Source organism: Pseudomonas sp. GP01-A4, from assembly GCF_058780865.1.
The window spans coordinates 68,370-88,760 of the sequence record NZ_JBYSWF010000018.1 but is presented as its reverse complement, the minus strand read 5'-3'; the positions used below and the strand labels follow the sequence as shown (position 1 = coordinate 88,760).

23 protein-coding genes are annotated in these 20,391 nt (G+C 61.0%); 12 read left to right on the top strand and 11 right to left on the bottom strand.

From position 1 onward, the window contains the following. Nucleotides 1–3: 3 nt before the first annotated feature. A complete protein-coding gene (locus AC3WKX_RS13390) occupies nucleotides 4–603 on the bottom strand; it encodes a nitroreductase family protein (RefSeq protein ID WP_008437924.1) in 600 nt (199 codons plus the stop codon). A gap of 153 nt (nucleotides 604–756) precedes the next feature. On the opposite strand from AC3WKX_RS13390, the gene AC3WKX_RS13385 reads away from it, so the two are divergent. Together AC3WKX_RS13385 and AC3WKX_RS13380 are read left to right on the top strand one after the other, a co-directional pair. After that, nucleotides 757–1,206: a YcgN family cysteine cluster protein gene (locus AC3WKX_RS13385; protein WP_003210671.1), complete on the top strand. Its 450-nt coding sequence runs from the start codon at nucleotides 757–759 to the stop codon at nucleotides 1,204–1,206. A 12-nt stretch (nucleotides 1,207–1,218) separates the two neighbouring features. Continuing rightward, a complete protein-coding gene (locus tag AC3WKX_RS13380; RefSeq protein WP_102606132.1) occupies nucleotides 1,219–2,457 on the top strand; it encodes a hypothetical protein in 1,239 nt (412 codons plus the stop codon). Between the two features lie 106 nt (nucleotides 2,458–2,563). Here AC3WKX_RS13380 and AC3WKX_RS13375 read toward each other — a convergent pair whose 3' ends face one another. The 3 genes from AC3WKX_RS13375 to AC3WKX_RS13365 all read right to left on the bottom strand — a co-directional run bounded on the left by AC3WKX_RS13375 (nucleotide 2,564) and on the right by AC3WKX_RS13365 (nucleotide 3,989). Beyond that, nucleotides 2,564–2,914, bottom strand: coding sequence for a YgaP family membrane protein (locus AC3WKX_RS13375; RefSeq protein WP_003210673.1), 351 nt, complete (start codon nucleotides 2,912–2,914; stop codon nucleotides 2,564–2,566). Nucleotides 2,915–2,983: 69 nt separating this feature from the next. Beyond that, nucleotides 2,984–3,451: an RNA methyltransferase gene (locus tag AC3WKX_RS13370; RefSeq protein ID WP_003210674.1), complete on the bottom strand. Its 468-nt coding sequence runs from the start codon at nucleotides 3,449–3,451 to the stop codon at nucleotides 2,984–2,986. Nucleotides 3,452–3,614: 163 nt separating this feature from the next. Further along, nucleotides 3,615–3,989, bottom strand: a complete 375-nt coding sequence (locus AC3WKX_RS13365; protein ID WP_003210675.1) for a YajD family HNH nuclease — start codon at nucleotides 3,987–3,989, stop codon at nucleotides 3,615–3,617. A gap of 147 nt (nucleotides 3,990–4,136) precedes the next feature. Here AC3WKX_RS13365 and AC3WKX_RS13360 point away from each other — a divergent pair, with 147 nt between their 5' ends. Beyond that, nucleotides 4,137–5,051 (top strand): ParB/Srx family N-terminal domain-containing protein, encoded by a 915-nt coding sequence (locus tag AC3WKX_RS13360; protein ID WP_102606133.1) that lies wholly within the window; start codon nucleotides 4,137–4,139, stop codon nucleotides 5,049–5,051. 573 nt (nucleotides 5,052–5,624) lie between these two features. Beyond that, complete coding sequence (gene rarD, locus AC3WKX_RS13355; RefSeq protein WP_023659097.1) at nucleotides 5,625–6,509, top strand: EamA family transporter RarD; 885 nt, start codon at nucleotides 5,625–5,627, stop codon at nucleotides 6,507–6,509. A gap of 35 nt (nucleotides 6,510–6,544) precedes the next feature. Here rarD and AC3WKX_RS13350 read toward each other — a convergent pair whose 3' ends face one another. Continuing rightward, a complete protein-coding gene (locus AC3WKX_RS13350) occupies nucleotides 6,545–7,231 on the bottom strand; it encodes a spermidine synthase (protein WP_003210678.1) in 687 nt (228 codons plus the stop codon). A 78-nt stretch (nucleotides 7,232–7,309) separates the two neighbouring features. Here AC3WKX_RS13350 and AC3WKX_RS13345 point away from each other — a divergent pair, with 78 nt between their 5' ends. Next, nucleotides 7,310–7,597 carry a hypothetical protein gene (locus AC3WKX_RS13345; RefSeq protein WP_003210679.1) on the top strand — a complete coding sequence of 96 codons (288 nt, stop codon included), beginning with the start codon at nucleotides 7,310–7,312 and terminating at the stop codon, nucleotides 7,595–7,597. On the opposite strand, the gene AC3WKX_RS13340 is transcribed toward AC3WKX_RS13345, so the two are convergent. Further along, nucleotides 7,594–8,067: a cyclic nucleotide-binding domain-containing protein gene (locus AC3WKX_RS13340; protein WP_003210680.1), complete on the bottom strand. Its 474-nt coding sequence runs from the start codon at nucleotides 8,065–8,067 to the stop codon at nucleotides 7,594–7,596. The genes AC3WKX_RS13345 and AC3WKX_RS13340 overlap by 4 nt on opposite strands. An 82-nt stretch (nucleotides 8,068–8,149) precedes the next feature. Continuing rightward, on the bottom strand, nucleotides 8,150–10,204 hold the full coding sequence (locus AC3WKX_RS13335; RefSeq protein ID WP_008437939.1) for a S9 family peptidase: 2,055 nt from the start codon (nucleotides 10,202–10,204) through the stop codon (nucleotides 8,150–8,152). Nucleotides 10,205–10,225: 21 nt separating this feature from the next. On the opposite strand from AC3WKX_RS13335, the gene AC3WKX_RS13330 reads away from it, so the two are divergent. The 3 genes from AC3WKX_RS13330 to AC3WKX_RS13320 are packed head-to-tail and all read left to right on the top strand — an operon-like array spanning nucleotide 10,226 to nucleotide 12,135. After that, nucleotides 10,226–10,774, top strand: a complete 549-nt coding sequence (locus tag AC3WKX_RS13330) for a hypothetical protein (RefSeq protein WP_003210682.1) — start codon at nucleotides 10,226–10,228, stop codon at nucleotides 10,772–10,774. A gap of 30 nt (nucleotides 10,775–10,804) precedes the next feature. Further along, a complete protein-coding gene (locus AC3WKX_RS13325) occupies nucleotides 10,805–11,581 on the top strand; it encodes a class II glutamine amidotransferase (RefSeq protein ID WP_003210683.1) in 777 nt (258 codons plus the stop codon). Between the two features lie 11 nt (nucleotides 11,582–11,592). Then, nucleotides 11,593–12,135 (top strand): DUF2937 family protein, encoded by a 543-nt coding sequence (locus AC3WKX_RS13320; protein ID WP_003210684.1) that lies wholly within the window; start codon nucleotides 11,593–11,595, stop codon nucleotides 12,133–12,135. 110 nt (nucleotides 12,136–12,245) lie between these two features. Here AC3WKX_RS13320 and AC3WKX_RS13315 read toward each other — a convergent pair whose 3' ends face one another. Continuing rightward, nucleotides 12,246–13,184, bottom strand: coding sequence for a LysR family transcriptional regulator (locus AC3WKX_RS13315; RefSeq protein WP_008437943.1), 939 nt, complete (start codon nucleotides 13,182–13,184; stop codon nucleotides 12,246–12,248). Between the two features lie 176 nt (nucleotides 13,185–13,360). On the opposite strand from AC3WKX_RS13315, the gene AC3WKX_RS13310 reads away from it, so the two are divergent. From AC3WKX_RS13310 to AC3WKX_RS13300, 3 genes are read left to right on the top strand one after another with little or no spacing between them, the layout of a single operon-like run. Next, complete coding sequence (locus tag AC3WKX_RS13310; RefSeq protein ID WP_008437944.1) at nucleotides 13,361–14,104, top strand: 5-oxoprolinase subunit PxpA; 744 nt, start codon at nucleotides 13,361–13,363, stop codon at nucleotides 14,102–14,104. After that, a complete protein-coding gene (pxpB, locus tag AC3WKX_RS13305) occupies nucleotides 14,101–14,805 on the top strand; it encodes a 5-oxoprolinase subunit PxpB (RefSeq protein ID WP_102605379.1) in 705 nt (234 codons plus the stop codon). The genes AC3WKX_RS13310 and pxpB overlap by 4 nt, the downstream gene beginning before the upstream one ends. Next, the gene (locus AC3WKX_RS13300) at nucleotides 14,802–15,725 is read left to right on the top strand and encodes a 5-oxoprolinase subunit C family protein (RefSeq protein WP_102605380.1); all 924 of its coding nucleotides are present in this window, start codon (nucleotides 14,802–14,804) and stop codon (nucleotides 15,723–15,725) included. Before pxpB ends, AC3WKX_RS13300 begins: the two co-directional genes overlap by 4 nt. Nucleotides 15,726–15,861: 136 nt before the next feature. Here AC3WKX_RS13300 and AC3WKX_RS13295 read toward each other — a convergent pair whose 3' ends face one another. From AC3WKX_RS13295 to AC3WKX_RS13285, 3 genes are all read right to left on the bottom strand, one after another. Beyond that, nucleotides 15,862–17,040, bottom strand: a complete 1,179-nt coding sequence (locus AC3WKX_RS13295; RefSeq protein WP_003210689.1) for a vWA domain-containing protein — start codon at nucleotides 17,038–17,040, stop codon at nucleotides 15,862–15,864. Nucleotides 17,041–17,051: 11 nt separating this feature from the next. Then, nucleotides 17,052–17,897, bottom strand: coding sequence for an AAA family ATPase (locus tag AC3WKX_RS13290; protein ID WP_003210690.1), 846 nt, complete (start codon nucleotides 17,895–17,897; stop codon nucleotides 17,052–17,054). 142 nt (nucleotides 17,898–18,039) lie between these two features. Beyond that, the gene (locus AC3WKX_RS13285) at nucleotides 18,040–19,116 is read right to left on the bottom strand and encodes a DUF748 domain-containing protein (RefSeq protein WP_102605381.1); all 1,077 of its coding nucleotides are present in this window, start codon (nucleotides 19,114–19,116) and stop codon (nucleotides 18,040–18,042) included. A 123-nt stretch (nucleotides 19,117–19,239) separates the two neighbouring features. On the opposite strand from AC3WKX_RS13285, the gene cysK reads away from it, so the two are divergent. Then, nucleotides 19,240–20,214, top strand: coding sequence for a cysteine synthase A (gene cysK, locus AC3WKX_RS13280; protein WP_102605382.1), 975 nt, complete (start codon nucleotides 19,240–19,242; stop codon nucleotides 20,212–20,214). Nucleotides 20,215–20,391: the final 177 nt, after the last annotated feature.

Here is a 20,391-nt window from a genome sequence, read left to right as displayed (position 1 = left end):
TGTTCAGTCCTGGTGGTTGAAGTCGCCTTCGGACACCAGCTCGTTCAATGGACGACGCGGGCTCGGGGTTTCCCGGGCTTGCAGGTAGTCGGCCAGGGTCGATTTGTCGCCGAGCTTGCCAATCGCCACCGCAGCGTGCAGGGCGTAACCTTCAGGAATCTTCAGTTCCTTGCGGGTCAGTTCCTGGTCGAAACCGGCCATGCCGTGGGTGTGCCAGCCGCTGAGGCTGGCTTGCAGCGCCAGGTGGCCCCAGGCCGAGCCGGTGTCAAAGGTGTGCCACAGGGCCGGGGTTTCTTCGGTGGCACCAGGCACGGCAAAGGTCGTCTTCGACGCGACGATCACCAGGGCCGAGGCATGCTGCGCCCAGCCACGGTTGAATTCGTTCAGCAGGCCCAGGAAACGTTCCCAGTTCGGCGTGTCGCGGCGCGCATAGAGAAAACGCCATGGCTGCGAGTTGTAGGCCGAAGGTGACCAGCGCGCGGCTTCGAAGAAGCTCAACAGGGTGTCCACCGGGATGCTTTCGCCGGTGAAGGCGCGCGGCGACCAGCGGTCGGTGAATTGTGGGTGGATCGGATAGTCGGCGACGCGTGGGTTGCTGCTCATTGGGCTGATCCTGATGAAAAACCGGGGTTCAAAGCTACTTCGCCGCCGGGTGGCTGACAAGTCTTGTTCTACCGACAGTCGTAAGCGCTTGGCCCCGGGGGCCATGGGCACTAGACTGGCGGCCTTTTAACATACCGATATTGATGTAGAGCCATGGCCGCCAAAGTCGAACCTTTCTGGATCCGCAAAACCCTCGAACAACTCGACCAGGATGAGTGGGAGTCGTTGTGCGACGGCTGCGGCCTGTGCTGCCTGCAAAAGCTCGAGGATGAAGACGACAACAGCGTCTACTACACGCGCATCGCCTGCAAACTGCTGGACCTGAAAACCTGCCAGTGCACCGATTACCCCAACCGTCGCGCCTCGGTGCCCGATTGCATCCAGCTCACTCCGGGCCAGGCCGACCAGTTCAAATGGCTGCCGCCCACCTGCGGTTACCGGCTGGTCAGCGAGCGCAAGGACTTGCCGCTGTGGCACCACCTGGTCTGCGGCGATCGCGACGCTGTGCACCAGGAACGCATTTCCCAGTCCGGGCGCATGCTCAGCGAAGGCAGCGTGCCCGAGGATGACTGGGAGGATTACCTGATTTTTCGAGCAGGCTGAGAAGGAGTGTGTATGACGGTTGGAGCCAGGCTGGCGGCGAGCCTGCTGTTGTTGGTATTGAGTGCGCCGGCGTGGGCGGCGAAGAAAGTTGACCTGGACTATCACGTCAAGCTGTTGCCCCAAAGTGATCAGGCAGAAGTGCGCCTGAGCCTGTCCCAGGGCTCGGCGGTGCGCAGCCTCAACTTCGACCTGGGCCGCGACGGCGACTACAGCGACTTCAAGGCCGATGGCCAGTGGCAAGTGTTGCCGGGCATTACCCCGGGTGACAGCCGCGGCCTGTGGCAACCGAGTGCCGACAAGGCCAGCCTGACCTACCGTGTACGCCTCACCCACGCGCGCAAGAAAGGCGTCTACGAAGCGCGGATGACCCCGAGTTGGGCGCTGTTTCGCGGCGAAGACCTGGTGCCCACTGCACGTCTGGATCAACAGGACGGCATTGAACTGGTGTCGCGCCTGGTGTTTGAACTGCCTGCCGGCTGGAAAAGCGTCGAGACGTCCTGGCCGCGCATCGGCAAGAACAAATTCCGCATCGATAACGTTTCCCGCCTGTTTGACCGGCCCACCGGCTGGATGCTCGCGGGTACGCTGGGCAGTCGCAGGATGCGCCTGGGGGAAACCGAAATCACCGTGGCGTCGCCCAAAGGGCAAGGCATGCATCGCATGGATGTGCTGACCTTGCTGACGTTTGTCTGGCCGCAAGTGCAAGCGGCATTCCCACGGCACCCGGCGAAATTGCTGGTGGTGGGCGCCAGTGACCCGATGAGGCGCGGTGCGTATTCGGCGCGGGACTCGATTTACCTCAACAGCCGAACGCCGTTGGTCAGCGAGAACGGCAGCAGCCCGTTGATCCGTGAAGTGGTGCAGGCTATCGGCCGCTTCAACGACCACCAGGGCAGCGACTGGATCAGCGAGGGCTTGGCGCAGTACTACGCCATTGAGCTGATGCGCCGCGCAGGGGGGATCAGCGACGATCGTTATGCCGCCCTGCAGGCCCGGCTGGCCAACGAAGGCAAGGACGTGACCACCCTGCGGGTCGAGCACGCCAGTAGCGCGACCGTCTCACGAGCGGTGGTGTTGTTGCAGGAGCTGGACCGCGAGATTCGTGTGAAAACCCACAACAAGCGTTCGCTGGATGATTTGACCCAGGCGGTGATGCGCTTGAACAGCATCAGCACAAAGGAATTTGTGCAGCTGGGGGAGAGCATTATTGGCGAGTCGTCGGTAGTACTCGATACCAAACTGCTGCACTGAAACCAAGGTGGGAGCGGGCTTGCTTGCGAAAGCGGTGTATCAGAAACACAGTCAGTGACTGACACTCCGCTTTCGCGAGCAAGCCCGCTCCCACATTTGATCGGGGTTAACCCACAGTTTTGCTGGCGTTTTCAGCCGCCACTTCAGCCTTGGTCTTGAGGTTTTTCAGTTCCTCACCGGCGCGTTCGATCTTGGTCCGCACGCTGTTCATTTCCTGGCGGCTGCGCTCCAGCAACTCTTTCGCCGAACTATGCCCGCTGATCCCGCGTGCCAGCGCTACGCCGCCAATCGCCACCTGGATCAAACCGAAAAAGCCGCCACGGCGCAGGCCTTTGCCCATCATCACCACACCGCCAGCCAGGGAGCCGATGCGTTCCCAGCCCTGGACGTTTTGCGTGGGTTGGGGCTCGAACGGGGTGGACCGGATAACGGGTCGCAGGGTTTTGCTGTCGCTCATGATCTGTCTCCAACAAGGGCTGATTGATATGCAGCTGACTGCACACAGGCCGCGGATGTTCCCAAAAAATCAGTATTTGGGGCCCGAACGGGTGTTGTTGCCCTTGGCCAGACGGTCGTAAAGCACCACGTTGACGGTGGCGGCGAGGTTCATGCAACCGGTGGTCGGGATGTAGATCACGTCTTCACACCAGTCGCGAATCTCTTTGTCGAGGGAGCCGTCTTCCGGGCCGAAGATATACAGCGCACGGTCCGGATGGGTGTATTCGGGGAGAGGGCGGGCGCCTTCCACCAGCTCGACGGCGACGGGGATGCAGCCCAGGGGCAGGATCTTTTTCAGGTCGTCGATACCGATCAGCGGAATGTCGTGGTGGACCTTCTTGGTGTCGGTAATAAAGTCCCGGGCCCGCTCATAGCGCTTGCCGGTGTAGAACACCGAGGCCACGCCGTAGCAGCCGGCGGCGCGCATCACCGAGCCGACGTTTTCGGGGGATTTGGGGTTGTACAGACCGATGCAGCTGTAGCGTTTATTGCCCACGGGAAAGGGTGCCTTCGAGAAAAACCGCGATTATACGGCCTCGGGCTAATGCATTGCTTGGGCGATCGCTATCGCGGGCAAGCCCGGCTCCCACATTTGGAATGCAATCCCTTGTGGGAGCCGGGCTTGCCCGCGATGAGGCCGTCACATTCAGCGAAGATACTCAGTCGTCTTTCTTCATCAACCCGGCCAACGCCGCAAACGGGTTGTGCGTCGCCTTGGCGATCGTCGGGCTGCTGGTGGAGCCTTCGCCGAAATACTGCTGGTCGGTATAACGCGAGTGTTCGTTGTCGTGGCAATACAGGCACAGCAACTCCCAGTTGGAGCCGTCCTGGGGGTTGTCGTCATGGTTGTGGTTGCGGTGGTGCACGGTCAGTTCGCTCAGGCGCTTGCCGGCGAATTCACGGGCGCAGCGGCCACACACGTGGGGGTACATCTTCAGGGCTTTGTCGCGGTAGCCCATTTCCCGGTCGCGCTGGGCATCGGCGAGGATGCGATCCAGCTTGGCGGTGTGGGAGGGCGGGTTGGTCGAGCTCATCATGGCTCCTGTCTTTTAGTGGATCACGGATAGCGTTGATTCTAGCTGCTTGCGGGCTAATAAACCTCCGGCTTTTTCAGGCGCGGTCATGCCGGTGAGGGGGATTGTTTGTAGTATCGACGAACTGAATCATAAGGAGCGGTACTCATGCGGATGCATTCATGGTTGTGGGCGCTGCTGTTGTGCGCCGTCAGTGTTCAGGTCCAGGCGTTTTCCACGCCCCAGCCAGGCGAGGTGATCGATGTGGCGCTGGAGCAGCTCCACCCGACCCAGGCCGTCATCGGTTTTGATCAGATTCATTACAAGCTGGGGGTATTTGCCGAGTCGCCCAAAAAAGTGTTCGACGAATACTGTGAAACCAACGGCCAGGGCGGTGTCGACAAGGTGCCTGAAGATGCCGATCTGCATAAGCCGGGCAGCTTCACCTGCAAAGACCCGGTAGGCGCCCACCCGGCGGACATGAAAACCGTGGTGGTCGGCCCCGCTGGCCAGTTGTACCTCACTGACGGCCACCACTCGTTCAGTACCTTGTGGGAGCAGCCAGGTGCCGGCGCCAAACTGAAGATGTGGGTGCGGGTCACCGATAACCTCAGCGACAGTCCCGACCTGGCGACTTTCTGGAAACGCATGGAGCAGGGCCGCAAGGTCTGGCTCAAGGACGGCCAGGGCAAGACCATCACGCCTGAGCAAATTCCGGCACACCTGGGCTTCAAGGACCTCGGCGACGATATGTTCCGCAGCCTGGTTTACTTCTCCCGCAAGGCGTCCTACGGCAAGCCGACCTCTGGTGAGGTGGTGCCGGAATTCCTGGAGTTTTACTGGGGAGGGTGGTTGCGCACGCAGATTGACCTCGGCGCGTTCAACCTGAACAAGCAAGGCGGGTATGAAAAGGCAATCGAGGCGGTAGCCAAGCGCATGGTCAGCCTGGCGCCCGAGGCACCGGTAGGGGACAGCGGCTTCAGCGCCCGGCAGTTGGGCGGCTTCACGTCACTTGACCGCAAAGAACTGAACGATACGTTCAAGAAGAAAGTGCCCTACGTTATCGACAGTAGAAGTAACTAAGTGACGAACCGGCAGGGGCGGCCTTGTGCTGTTTCTGTCGGGCGTATAACGGCTTAATATACAGTAAAGATCCGGCAAATATCGATTTAAATGCCGTGGGGCATTTAATTGTCTTCAGGGTGATAAAGTGTTGGACTAACTTTGCCAGTTTGTTTAATGTGGCGCCTCTTGGCCTACTGCCGTTAGTGTGTTCTGTGGTGGCGTCAGGTAGTCAATACGTCAGGTCTTTCCTGGCGACTGTCAGTTTCCCGCAAGCCGGGCTTTCCTTTCACGATATCAACCCCCGTGGTTGACGTTGTGGCGTTTCAAATCAGAAGCGCTCATCCAGAGCGTACTGCTTCCAATAACCGAAGTCGGGTGGTTGAAGTGTCTGATGATCGTCGTGCAAATAATAAAAGATCGACGCGTTACCCTGTTGTTATAACTTGAAGATTCGGGATAGGTGTCCCGTGCAAGTTGTAAGTTTATGGTGCCCGTTAATAAACTTCTGATGTTCATCTCACTGACATTCACACTGCGTGAATGCAACGGCCTGCTTCAATTGAATACATGCAATTTTTTGTAGAGGCTGTTGTGTCTAAAGGCGTTGTTCTGGCGGTTTCCGCTTCCTTCCTGTTTGGTGTGCTGTATTTCTTTACCTCCCTTCTTGAACCCTTGAATGGCCAGCAGATATTTGGCTGGCGAATGCTCATCTCGTTGCCCTTCATGACGTTGCTGTTGTGCCTGTCCGGGGATTGGAAGTGGGTGCCGTTGATCTACAAGCGTCTGCGGGAGAAACCCGCATTGCTGCCTTGTGTCGTGCTCACCAGTGCCCTGGTGGGTGTGCAGTTGTGGATATTCATGTGGGCGCCCCTCAATGGCCACGGCCTGGATGTGTCGCTGGGCTATTTCCTGTTACCGCTGACCATGGTCATCACCGGGCGCATCGTTTACGGCGAACGCCTTTCCCATCTGCAAAAAATTGCCGCAGCGCTGGCGGCGGTGGGCGTGGCCAACGAGCTGTATCGCACGGGCGGGTTCTCCTGGACCACCCTGGTGGTGTGCGTCGGTTATCCGCTGTATTTCGTGCTGCGCAGGCGTTGTGGCACCGACAACCTCGGCGGGCTGTGGCTGGACATGATGCTGATGATTCCGGTCGCGCTGTGGTTCGTCCTCGGTAGTGAGCCCATCAACGAGACCCTGGCGCAGCGCCCGGCGCTCTATTGGCTGGTGCCACTCATGGGGTTGGTCAGCGCGGCGGCGGGTTATTCCTACATCCTGGCCAGCCGGCTGTTGCCGTTCAGCCTGTTCGGTTTGCTCAGTTACGCAGAGCCGGTGCTGCTGGTGGCCGTGTCGCTGATGCTGGGAGACGCTCTCAAACCGGGCCAATGGATGACCTACCTGCCGATCTGGCTGGCCGTGGTGGTGTTGGTGCTGGAAGGCTTGAGGCATTTGAATCGACTGCGCCGGTCGATCTGACCTACGACCCGCGCAGTGGAATTCAGGCGGCTGTTTCAGCCCTTGAGTTTCTCGGCAATCCAGATGGTATGCCGCGTGCCCTTGTTGCCATGGGCAAACACTTGCACTTCCTCGGCCTTGAAGCCGGCCTTGCGCAGTTTGTCGCTGAACTGCTTGTCGGCGCTGGCCGACCACACCGCCAGCACGCCCTTGGGCCGTAGCGCCTTGGCGCAGGCGCTTAGGCCACCGGCGGAATACAGCCAGCTGTTGGCTTTTTGCGTCAGGCCTTCGGGGCCGTTGTCCACGTCCAGCATGATCGCGTCAAACCCCTGGGGCTCGGCCTGCAGCACCTTGGCCACGTCTTCCAGACGGATCACGGTGCGCGGGTCCAGCAGCGGGCGGCCGGACTTTTCCCCCAGAGGGCCACGATTCCACTCGACCACGCCGGGCACCAGCTCGGCAACCACCACTTCGGCAGTCTTGCCCAAATGCTTGAGCGCTGCCGCCAGGGTAAAACCCATGCCCAGGCCGCCAATCAACACCCTGGAGCCGGGCCGACCGGCGACTTTGCGGCACGGAATCTCCGCCAGCGCATCCTCGGAACCGTGCATGCGCGTGTTCATCAACTGGCCACCGTCACCGCCCTGAATCTTGATGACAAAATCCTCACCGTATTCGAACAGGCACAAGGCACCGCCGTTGTCGGGGATCGGGGTGGTGTCCAGCAGAACGAAACGTTTCATGGAAATCTCATTGGGAAGGGCATTCTTGCGCGGTTGGGAGTAGCCTTACGACTTTACGGTCAGGCCATGGAGCCATCGATGAAGTGCAGCATTCTAACGGTCATTGTGTGGAGCGCGCTCGCCCTTGGCGGTGTGGCCCAGGCTCAGGAGTCGCAAACCGTGCCGATTACCCCCGCGCCCACGGCGGGTTCACCGGGTACTGCAACGCCCACGCCTTACCCGCAAGTCACGCCACCGGCGACACCAAAGGCGGCCGGCAGCGGTGAGCCATTGTTGGCGCCGATCGTGCTGCCCGCGCCGCCTAAGGACCAGACGATCCCCGGCTTGCAGCAAAACGACATCAAGCCCAAGACCCCGGGCGGCTAAAACTGCTGGGACAGCAATTGCCCGTCTGCCATGCGCAGGCGCCTGGACAGGGCGATAGCAATCGCACGAATGATCTTGGCCGCGATTTTCGGTGCATCGTTGAGCATCTTTTCCAGGGAATCCTTGCCCAGGTTCAACAGCACGCAATCGCTGGCCGCCACACAGCTGGCGGAGCGGCGCTCGCCGTCCAGCACAGCCATCTCGCCAAAGGTCCGCCCGCTGCGCAAGGTGGCGATAGTCAGGCGCTGGCCTGCATGGTTGGTCTTCTGCACCGCCACCTGGCCTGAGTGAATGATGCACATGAAGGTGCCCGCGTCGCCCTCGAGGAAAATCACCTCATCGCGGGCGATGCTGCTGATGTTGAAATAGCCCGCCGCTACGTGGAAGTCTTCCGGCAGCAACGGGTCGAACAGGCCGCAATCCATCAGCATGTCGCGGATTTCGTTATTGAGTAAGGTCGGTTCTGGCATGAGGCTTACAGTCTTTGTCCATAAATCGTGCAGGGCGCGCCCGGCGGTCAAGTGTTCAGACCGGCCCGCCAGGCGGAGTTCCTTAAATCAGCCCCAGCGCCTTGAAAACAAATGCATATTCGAGTGCTACGTCACGTAATCCCTGGTAACGACCACTCATGCCGCCGTGGCCGGCGCCCAGCTCGGTCTTGAGCAGCAACAGGTTGTCGTCGGTCCTTGTGTCGCGCAGCTTGGCCACCCACTTCGCCGCTTCCCAATACTGCACGCGGCTGTCGTTGTAGCCGGCGATCACCAGCGTGGCCGGATAGGCCTGGGCGCTGACGTTTTCGTACGGTGCGTACGCCTTGATCCGCTCATACACCTCGGGCTCCTGCGGGTTGCCCCATTCGTCGTACTCGGTGATGGTCAGCGGCAACTCGGGGTCGAGCATGGTGTTGAGCACATCGACGAACGGCACTTCGGCAATCGCCGCCTGGAACAGCTCCGGGCGTTGATTGAGCACCGCGCCGATCAACAGGCCACCGGCGCTGCCGCCGCTGATGGCCAGTTGCTTGGAGGTGGTCAGGCCCTGGGCGATCAAGTGTTCGGCGCACGCGATAAAGTCGCTGAAGGTGTTTTGCTTGTGCTCCTGCTTGCCGCCGCGATACCAGGCCTCACCCAGTTCGCCGCCGCCGCGTACATGGGCAATGGCGAAGGCCACGCCACGGTCCAGCAGGCTCAGGCGGGCGTGGGAGAACCACGGGTCGAGGCTGTGGCCGTAGGCGCCGTAGCCGTACAGATACAGGGGCGTCGGCTTACCCAACTGATCGCGTCGGACGACAAGACTGATCGGCACCTGAGTGCCATCGGCCGACGTTGCCCACAGGCGTTGGCTGACGTAGTCGTCGGCGTTGAACACGCCCAGCACCGGGGTTTCCTTGAGCACTTGTTGTGCGCCGCCGGCCAGTTCCAGCTGACGAACCTGGGCCGGGCGGTTCAGCGCCTCATAGCGCAGGCGGATCTTGTCGCTGGCAAATTCCAGGCTGTTTTGCACATAGAGGCTGTAGGCCGCGTCCGGTAACTCCACGCGATAAGCGGCTTGCCCCTGTGGGTGCACTTCGATGATCGGCAGGCCGCCGATCCGCAGGCTCAGGGTCATGGCCCGGGCATTGAGGCTTACGCCATCGAGCATTACCGCGTCGTCGTGGGGGATCAGGTTCAGCCAGTCGTCCTGGGTCGGCACACTGCCGGTGTCGGCCGCCTGGAACAGCGCAAAGTTGATGCCGTCACGGTTGCTGCGGATAAACCAGGTCCACTGGTCGTCCAGCTTGCCGTGGTCGACGTCATATTCATGGCCCTCGACCCGTGGCGCCATGCAGGTAAACGCCTGCTGCGGCTTTTCGGCGTCCAGGGCCCAGATCTCGCTGGTGGTCTTGCTGCCCAGGGCCAGCAGCAACTGACGCTCGGAGCTGGAGCGGTAGCAGTGCAGGAAGAAACGTCCGTCAGGCTCGTGGAACACTTCTTCGGCGGCAGTGCCGTCCAGGCGATAGCGATACAGCTTGTGCGGGCGATGGGTGTCGTCCAGCTCGGTGAAGAACAGGGTCAGGCTGTCGTTGGCCCAGGTCATGCTGCCATCGCAGTCTTCAAACTCCAGTTCGCTGACCTTGCCGGTGGCCAATTCCTTCACATAGAGGGTGTAGATCTCTTCGCCGCTGGTATCCAGGCTGTAGGCCAGGCGCTGGTGGTCCGGGCTGATGCTGAAGGCGCCGAGGGAGAAAAAGCCGCCATTGGCCAGTACGTTCGGGTCCAGCAGCAGCTCTTCCGCGCTTTCGTCGACCTGTTGGCTGTCGTCCGCCGGGCGCGGGCAGCGGTAGTGGCGGGCGTATTCGTCGCCGGCGGTGGTGCGGGTGTAATACAGGTACGGGCCCCAGGGCGAGGGCAAGGACAGGTCGGTTTCGAGAATGCGGCCCTTGATCTCCTCGAACAGGGTCTCGCGCAGCGCCTGCTGGTCGGACAATTGTGCTTCTTGCCAGGCATTTTCCGCCTTGAGGTAATCGAGCACCTCGGCGCTGTCACGCGCTTGCAGCCAGGCATACGGGTCGGTGCCTGGGGCCTTGCGGGCGATCGGGGCGGCAGTGATGTGGGTCGATGGGGGCATGGATCACTCTCTGTCTGGCGGTTGGCCGACGGCATTGCAGCCTCGGCACTGAAAAGCCGTTATCATAGCGGCCTGTTTGCCTACCTTGCCATGGACACCATGACCGAGAACGACTATCTGATCGCTTGGGGCCTCTACGCCTTCGCAGCCCTGGGTTGCCTGTTGGTGTGGTTTGCCATGACCCGCTGGATGTGGCGCTGGCTGCGCGAGCCACTGCGGTTGCTGGTGGCGGTGCTGCTGTTCAGCCCGACCATCGTCGATCCGGTGAAGACCCAGTTCGCCCCGGCCGTGGCCATCACCGCCCTGGACCTGGTGCTCAAGGTCGGCAACAACGCCTGGCGGGCGATTTCCGATCTGTTCATGTATTGCATGATCGCGTTCGGCGTGTACCTGGTGTTCGTGCTGATCCGCTGGCCCATCGAGCGTGCCGCCAGGGTTCGTCGTGAGCAGAAGGCCGCCGCTGCGGCAGCCGCTGCTGCCGAGCCGGAGGATGACGACGAACCCTTCGCCGATGAGCGTTACGGTCGCCCGGCACCTGTCAGCGGTATGCGGGTCGAACCGCGCCTTTAACGTTGTACGCCCTGTATCGAGAAGCCTGGCATGTGTGAATTATTGGGCATGAGTGCCAACGTACCGACCGATATCGTCTTCAGCTTCACCGGGCTGATGCAGCGCGGCGGACGTACCGGGCCCCACCGCGACGGTTGGGGCATCGCCTTCTACGAGGGCCGTGGCCTGCGGTTGTTCCAGGACCCGGCGGCCAGCAGCGAATCGGAAGTCGCGCTGCTGGTGCAGCGTTATCCCATCAAGAGTGAAGTGGTGATTGGCCATATCCGCCAGGCCAATGTGGGCAAGGTGTGCCTGTCCAATACCCATCCGTTCGTCCGTGAACTGTGGGGCCGTAACTGGTGCTTTGCCCATAACGGTCAACTGGCGGACTTCAACCCCCGCGCCACGTTCTACCGCCCGGTGGGCGATACCGACAGCGAAGCGGCGTTCTGCGATTTGCTCAACCGAGTCCGTGAAGCGTTCCCGGAACCGGTGGACATCGAACAGGTGCTGCCGGACCTGATCGCCGCCTGCAGCGAATACCGCAGCAAGGGCGTGTTCAACTGCCTGCTCAGCGACGGTGACTGGCTGTTCTGCTATTGCTCGACCAAGCTGGCACAGATCACCCGGCGTGCGCCATTTGGCCCTGCACGGTTGAAAGATGTCGACGTGATCGTCGATTTTCAGGCCGAAACCACCCCCAATGACGTGGTGACGGTGATTGCCACCGAACCCCTGACCGAAAACGAGACCTGGACCCGCTACGAACCGGGCCAGTGGAGCCTGTGGCGACGCGGCGAATGTGTCAGCCAAGGTAAAACGGAATAAGGACGTCGAATATGTTGCTCAGCTATTTGCGACTGGTGTTGTTTGCCGTGGGTCTGTTAGTCGGTGTGCAGGTGCCGGGGTTTATCAGCGACTACGCCAAGCGCGTCGAAGCCCACTTGATCGAAGCCCAGACCGGCTTGCGCGGCTTCGATGCCACGGCGCAACAGTTCTTCAACGGTGACTTGCAGGCGCTGGTGGCCCATTACCGTGCCAGTGACGACCCGGTGTTTCGCAGCGATGCCAACAGCCTGGGCACCTTGCTCGACCGCCAGGTAGCGCTGGATAAGCAGTTCCAGGCGATGCAGGGCCCGTGGTACATCCGCGCGCTGCAAGTGGCGGTGGCCGCCGACCCGGCGATTCGCCAGGAAACCTGGAACGGCTACAGCTACATGCTGTTGCTGACCCCGGAAGCCATGGGCTGGGGCCTGGGCGGGGCGATGTTGTTGTCGTTCGGCATCGAGTGCCTGTTCCGCCTGATCGACTGGGTGGTGTTGGGCGGCAAGCGCCTGCGCCAGAGCCGACCGATTGAAGAGCGGGACCTCAAGGGGCTTTAAAGGCTGACGCGGTCAAATTGTGGGAGCGGGCTTGCTCGCGAATGCGGTGCGTCAGTGACATATGGGGTGGCTGGCACACCGCATTCGCGCGCAAGCCCGCTCCCACAGTTTTAAATCGGTTCCTTCAGTGGCATGGGTTTGCTCAACACCATCAAGTCCTCGCCCACCTTCTGCGCATACTGCTGCACCACGCTCTGGCACAGCGCCACAATCTCCTCCACCAACTCCACGCCCACTCGCCACGACACCACCACCTGCAGGTTCGGCGGCCGTTGTTCCATGGGCAGCATGGTCAATTCACCTCGTGCCAGCTCTTCACTGACCAATACGGGCGGGAACGCACCAATCCCGAACCCGTCCCGCAGCAGGCGGGTGATCGCTGACACCGAGTTCACACAGTTCATCCGTGGGGCGGATACGCCGTTAGCCTGCATCAGGCTGAGCACGTCCTGGTGCGGACAGGAGTTTTTCGAGTAGGTGATGATGCGCTCCTGGGCCAGTTCGGCGAGGGACGCGTAGTCGCGGTTGTAGATCGAGTGGCTGGCGACGATCCAGCCCATGGGGTGGCTGGCCAGTTCCAGGCTGCGCAAGGTTTCCTGGCGCAGCAGGTCGGTTTGCAGGATCAGGTCGAGAAAGCCTTTTTGCAACTGATCGCTGAGGTTCAGCGCGGTATCGGCGACCAACTCGATTTCTACCCGCGGAAAGTTGTCCGTCAGTTCTGCCACCAGCGCGCTCAGCCAAGTGTGGATCACCGTGTCCATCACTCCGATGCGGATACGCCCGACCTTGCTGCTGGTGGTTTCCAGGGACTGCTTGAGCCCTTGCATGGTCGCCATCATCTGCTCGGCATAATCGAGCACCTTCAAGCCTTCCGGCGTCAGGCTCACACCTCGGGAATCGCGCAGGAACAGCTTCACCCCCAACTCGCTTTCCAGCACGGCGATGCGGCTGGAGATCGAGGCCTGGGTGGTGAACAGCTTCTCTGCCGTGAGGCGAAAGCTCTTGAGCTTGGCCACCCAGACGAAGGTTTCGAGGAACTTCAAATTCATGGGATCAACTTTTCTTATGCATGGATTGTTTTTTATTAGTTGGACGCAGCGTGCCGCAACCGCCAAAAATCGAGCTGTCTCACGATAAGCGTCGTTGGGGCTCGGGACAACATCGTTGCGAGATCTTGGTAAAAGATCCCACACTACAAAAAAATAAAGCCTACAGGAGCCCTACCGTGAGCCGCCTGCTATTGAACTGCGACATCGGCGAAAGCTTTGGCAACTGGACCTTGGGTCTGGACGCCGAAGTCATGCCGTTCATTGATTGCGCCAACGTAGCCTGCGGTTTCCACGCCGGCGACCCGAGCATCATGCGCAAGACCGTCAGCCTGGCCTTCGAGCATGGCGTGCAGGTGGGCGCGCACCCGGCGTACCAGGACCTGCAGGGTTTCGGCCGCCGCTCCATGGCCTACACCCCGCAGGAAATCCAGGACCTGTTGCACTACCAGGTCGGCGCCCTCGACGGTATTTGCCGGGCCCAGGGCGGGCGGGTCAGCTACGTCAAACCCCATGGCGCGATGTACAACGACATGATGGCCAAGCCTGCGCAATTGCGTGCGGTGATCCAGGCCGTGGCGGCCTACGACGCCAGCCTGCCATTGATGCTGATGGCCACCCGCGACAACAGCGCCGCCCAGGCCCTGGGTGAGGAATATGGCGTGACCCTGTGGTTCGAAGCCTTTGCCGACCGTGCCTACGACAGCGCCGGCCATCTGGTCTCCCGCCAGTTGCCGGGCGCGGTGCATCATGACCCGGAAAAGATCATCCAGCAGGCCTTGATCATCGCCCGGGGAGAACAGTTGGTCGCCAGTGATGGCAGTCCGTTGCACCTGCAAGCCAATACCTTGTGCGTGCATGGCGATAACGCCAGCTCAGTGGCTGCCGTGCAGCGCATCCGCGAGGCGTTGACCCCAGCATGAAGCCACGGATTGAAGTGGTGGCCATCGACTGCCTGATGGTGCGCCTGTTTGAGGTGATCGCCGAAGACAACATGCCCTGGATGCTCGCCGCCACCCGCCGTTTGCGCGAAGGTTTTGGCCCGGTGCTGGTGGACCTGGTGCCGTCCTACACGACCCTGATGGTGCACTACGACCTGCTGGCGCTGGACCCTGGCCAGGCACGGGCGTTGATCGACCAGGCGCTCAAGGAATTGCAGCCCGAACCCAAGGGCAGCGGGCAATGCCATGTGTTGCCGGTCTGGTATGACCTGAGTGTCGGCCCGGAGTTGGCGTTGCTGGCGCAGCGCAGTGGCCTGGCAGTGGGGGAGGTGATTCGCCGTCACAGCCAGCATGAGTACCAGGTATTCGCCTTGGGCTTCGCCCCGGGGTTTGCCTTTATGGGGCTGGTGGATGAACAGCTCGCGACACCGCGGCTCAACACCCCGCGCAAGCGGGTGGCGGCGGGCAGCGTGGGCATCGCCGAGCGGCAGACGGCGGCTTATCCGGTGGTCTCGCCAGGCGGCTGGAACCTGATTGGCCGCACGCCGGCCAAGCTGTTTGACCGTGAACGCGAGGGCTACAGCCTGATGCAGCCTGGGGATACCGTGCGCTACGAAGCGGTCAGCCATCGCGAATTCATCAACCTGGGCGGCGATGACACGCCGTTGGAGGCCCAGGCATGAGCCGCTTGCTGATCGAGGCCAGCACGCCGCTGTGCCTGTTGCAGGACGCCGGACGTTTTGGCGTCAGGCATTTGGGCGTGACCCAGGGCGGCGCGCTGGATTGGGTGTCGATGTCGTGGGCCAATTGGTTGCTGGGCAATGCCCTGGATGCGCCGGTGGTGGAAATCACCTTGGGTGGCTTCACCGTGCAGGCCGAGGACTATTGCCTGCTGGCGCTGGCCGGGGCGGACTTGGGCGCGTATGTCGACGAGCGCGCGATCAGCCCGGGGCGCAGCTTTATTCTGCAAAAGGGCCAGCGCTTGCGTTTTACTCAGCCTTTCAGCGGTGCGCGGGCTTACCTGGCAGGGCCGGGCGGGTTTGATGCGCCGCAGGTGCTGGGCAGTTGCGCCACGGTGGGCCGTGAAGAACTGGGCGGGCTGGATGGCTTTGGCCGGTCACTGGCCGAAGGTGCGCAATTGACCTATTCGGGCGTGGGCGGTGCGATGCAGGTGTTGTCCGCCGGGCAATTGCCGAAGCTGGATTCCAAGGCGCCACTGGAGGTGATCCTCGGGGCGCAGATCGGCCAGTTTGGCGGGCAGAGTCTGTTTGATGTGTTCAACAGCGAGTGGACCCTCGACAGCCGTGCCGACCGCATGGGCATGCGCTTGCTTGGCACGCCGCTGGAGTATCAGGGGCCGTCGCTGATCTCGGAAGGCATCCCGCTGGGGGCGATCCAGGTGCCGCCGGATGGGCAGCCGATTGTGTTGCTCAATGACCGGCAGACCATTGGCGGCTACCCACGATTGGGCGCGTTGACGCCATTGGCGTTGGCGCGGCTGGCGCAGTGCTTGCCGGGGGAGAAGGTGAGGTTGGCGCCGGTGGTGCAGGAGACGGCGCATCGGCAGCAAGTGGAGTATTTGCAGTACCTTGCCAGAAACTAAAGACCGCCGCAGGACAAAATGTGGGAGCGGGCTTGCTCGCGAAGGCGGTGTATCAGCCAATATATTCGGTGACTGACACTGCGCTTTCGCGAGCAAGCCCGCTCCCACATTTGATCGTGGTTGTCTGGGAAACAACTTACTTCGACAAAAAGCGCATCCCTTCCTCAAGCCCGCGCAACGTCAACGGAAACATCTGGTCCTCGATCAAATCCCGGACAATCCCGGTGGACGCCGTATAGCCCCAGGTATCTTTCGGGTACGGATTAATCCAGATCAGCTTCTTGTACTTCTCCATGAACCGCTGCATCCACACATACCCGGGCTCTTCATTCCAGTGCTCGACGCTGCCGCCGGCCTGGGTGATTTCATACGGCGCCATGGCCGCATCGCCGATAAAGATCACTTTGTAGTCGGCACCGTACTTGTGCAGCAAATCCTGGGTCGAGGTGCGTTCCGAGCCCCGGCGCATGTTGTTCTTCCACACCGATTCATAAATGAAGTTGTGGAAGTAGAAATACTCCAGGTGCTTGAACTCGGTCTTGCACGCCGAGAACAACTCTTCGCAAGTCTTCACATGGGCATCCATCGAGCCGCCGATGTCGAACAGCAGCAACAGCTTGATGGTGTTGCGCCGCTCCGGGCGCATCTGGATATTCAGCAGCCCGGCATCGCGGGCCGTATGGTCGATGGTGCCGTCAATGTCGAGCTCTTCCGCCGCACCCTGGCGTGCGAACTTGCGCAGGCGGCGCAGGGCGATCTTGATGTTGCGCGTGCCCAGTTCCACCGAATCATCGAGGTTCTTGTACTCGCGCTGGTCCCAGACCTTGACCGCCTTGCCCTGGCGCTTGCCGGCATCCCCCACGCGAATGCCTTCGGGGTTGAAGCCGCCGGAGCCGAAGGGGCTGGTACCGCCGGTGCCGATCCACTTGTTGCCGCCGGCGTGGCGTTCCTTCTGTTCTTCCAGACGTTTCTTGAATTCTTCGATCAGCTTGTCCAGCCCGCCGAGGGACTGGATCTGTGCGCGTTCCTCGTCGGTCAGCGAGCGTTCGAATTCCTTGCGCAGCCAGTCTTCGGGGATCAGTGCCTGCAGGTGATCGTCGAGTTTTTCCAGACCGTTGAAGTAGGCGCCGAAGGCCCGGTCGAACTTGTCGAAATGCCGTTCGTCCTTCACCAGGATCGCCCGGGCCAGGTAGTAGAACTCGTCCATGTCGGCGAAGGTCACGCGCTGTTTCAGCGCGTTGATCAGGTCCAGCAGCTCACGCACCGACACCGGCACCTTGGCTGCGCGCATTTCATTGAACAGGTTGAGCAGCATGGTAATCGCCCTTATCGGTTACCGCGACGGCTCATGAACGCCAGGCGTTCCAGCAACTGCACGTCCTGCTCGTTCTTCACCAGGGCACCGGCCAGGGGCGGGATGGCCTTGGTGGGGTCGCGCTCGCGCAGTACCGCTTCGCCGATGTTGTCGGCCATCAGCAGTTTCAGCCAGTCCACCAGTTCGGAGGTGGACGGTTTTTTCTTCAGGCCCGGTACTTTGCGCACGTCAAAGAATACGTCGAGGGCTTCGCTGACCAGGTCTTTCTTGATGTCCGGGTAGTGCACGTCGACGATCTTTTGCAGGGTGGTGCGGTCCGGGAAGGCGATGTAGTGGAAGAAGCAGCGGCGCAGGAACGCGTCCGGCAGCTCTTTTTCGTTGTTGGAGGTAATGATGATGATCGGGCGCTTCTTGGCCTTGATGGTCTCGTCGATTTCGTAGACGTAGAACTCCATCTTGTCGAGTTCTTGCAGCAGGTCGTTGGGGAACTCGATGTCGGCCTTGTCGATTTCGTCGATCAGCAGGATGACCCGCTCCTCGGACTCGAAGGCTTCCCAGAGCTTGCCCTTTTTCAGGTAGTTGCGTACGTCGTGCACCTTGTCCACGCCCAGCTGCGAGTCCCGCAGGCGGCTCACCGCGTCGTACTCGTACAGGCCCTGGTGCGCCTTGGTGGTGGACTTGATGTGCCAGGTGATCAGCTTGGCGCCAAAGGATTCGGCCAGTTGCTCGGCGAGCATGGTCTTGCCGGTGCCCGGTTCGCCCTTGACCAGCAGTGGCCGCTCCAATGTGATGGCGGCATTGACGGCCAGTTTCAGGTCATCGGTGGCAACGTAGGCCTGGGTGCCTTCGAACTTCATCTATCAATCCTCGAACGTGACGCCGAACGGTGCAGGACCGAAGCGGGCGAGTAATCAGCTTGGCCCGACTATACCGCGCAGCCCCGGCGACTGTGAACGCAGACGGGCTATTCAGTCTCTGAATGGGCAGTCACGTTGAAGATCAATCTGTCGAGGGCTTGGGTTGTTCATAGCGGGCGTTGAAGGCCTGGACAAAACCATTGCGCAAAATCTGCAAAAACGCCTGGAACGCGCTGATATCTTGCTGGTGCACGTTGCCGCTGAGCTCCACGCGGGTGGCGAACTGGTTTTTCTGCTGGTTCTTCAGCACGGTTTCGCTGACGCCAACCACCGCCTCCCAGATCGACCGGAAGATGCCCTTGTCCTTGTTCTCGACATCCTGCTGCCAGTTGAACACTTCGACATTGCGCAGCAAAGGCTTGATGTAGCCGGTCAACTGGCCTTTTTCGGCCTGGGCTTCAACCACCAGGTCGCCACTGCCGGCATTGAAGTCGAACTTGCCGTAGGCCGAGGCGAAGTCATTCATGCGCTTGAGTTCGATATCCCGGGCCCGGAAGCGGAATTCGAAGTTTTCGAAATTGCTCAAGGGGTCGAACGTGGCGGTGGCTTCCAGCGGTGCCTGGCCCAGGAACAGCGCCTTGCCGTCGAAGCGCGCGTCGCGCTGGCCTTTGACATCCACCACGTTGGTCAGGTTGTAGAAGCTGGCGTTGACCTGGGTCGCGTACATATTGACCGGCGGTTTCGAACTGAAGTTATGGAACGCGATCTTTCCGTCGTCGATGCGTACCTCGTTCAGGGTGATCGGCAACAGTTTGCTCAGTTGGGCCCGCCAGTCGGTGCCCTGACCGGTCTGGGACGCCTGTTTGTTGGTGCCGCCGTCGACGAAGTTCAGCTCCGGCTTGATGAACTGTGCCTCGGCCACCACTGCGTGGTCGTACCACAGCGAATGCCAGCTCACTGACAGGTCGATCACCGGCGCCTTGACGAACGGTACCGGCACCTTGCCGTCGACCTTGACGATCTGCAGGCCGTTGATCCGATAGGCGCCGCGCCACAGTGCGAGGTCGACATCGGTGACCTGGCCGCGGTAATCGCCCATGTCGGCGAGTTTGTCATTCAGGTAATTGCGCACCAGATAGGGCAGGGCGATATCCAGGACGACCAGCAGTACCACGACCCCGACGAGGGTCCAGAGCGGCCAACTGTAGCGACGTTTCATAGGAAAATTCTCCATCCGTGTAGGCGATTGACTGCTGGCGCCGCCGGACGTTCGCTTGACTGGACGCCTTGCAACACGAGGCATACCCTTGGGGCCTTCCTGAAATTGCCTTAAGGACCCGTCATGAGCCGCATTTTTGCAGACAACGCGCACTCCATCGGTAACACTCCCCTGGTTCAGATCAACCGTATCGCGCCGCGTGGCGTGACTATCCTGGCCAAGATCGAAGGGCGTAACCCGGGGTATTCGGTGAAGTGCCGGATTGGCGCAAACATGATCTGGGATGCCGAAGGCAGCGGCAAACTCAAGCCGGGCATGACCATTGTCGAGCCGACTTCCGGCAACACCGGGATCGGCCTGGCATTTGTCGCCGCCGCCCGTGGTTACAAGCTGTTGCTGACCATGCCCGCCTCCATGAGCATCGAGCGCCGCAAGGTGCTCAAGGCCCTCGGCGCCGAACTGGTGTTGACCGAGCCGGGCAAGGGCATGAAGGGCGCGATTGAAAAAGCCGGCGAAATCCTTGCCAGCGACCCGGCCAGGTACTTTATGCCGGCCCAGTTCGAAAACCCGGCCAACCCGGCGATCCACGAGAAAACCACCGGTCCGGAAATCTGGAATGACACTGATGGCGCGGTGGACGTGCTGGTAGCGGGCGTGGGCACTGGCGGCACCATCACCGGGGTGTCGCGCTATATCAAGAACATCCAGGGCAAGCCGATCCTGTCGGTGGCGGTGGAGCCGATCAGTTCGCCGGTGATTACCCAGGCGCTGGCCGGTGAAGAGATCAAGCCCAGCCCCCACAAGATCCAGGGTATCGGCGCCGGTTTTGTGCCGAAGAACCTCGACCTGTCGATGGTCGACCGGGTCGAACTGGTCAGCGACGAAGAATCCAAGGCCATGGCGTTGCGCCTGATGCAGGAGGAGGGGATTCTGTGTGGTATCTCCTGCGGCGCGGCGATGGCCGTGGCGGTGCGACTGGCGCAGAAGCCGGAAATGCAGGGCAAGACCATCGTCGTGGTGCTGCCGGACTCCGGTGAACGCTACCTGTCGAGCATGCTGTTCGCCGATTTGTTCACCGATCAGGAAAACCAGGCTTGATTCAAATCAGCGCGATGGCGTGGCCCTTATGCATAATTGGCCCGTTATCGCGCACCGCTAGATGCTGATTGTTGGAGTGCGCGGGTTTTTCCCGAGGCCCGGAGTGTTTATCATGGCCGGCTGCTACGTCTGGTTTCCCCGTAACGGGAGGCTAATGGCCAGACGCCTATTTCCAGG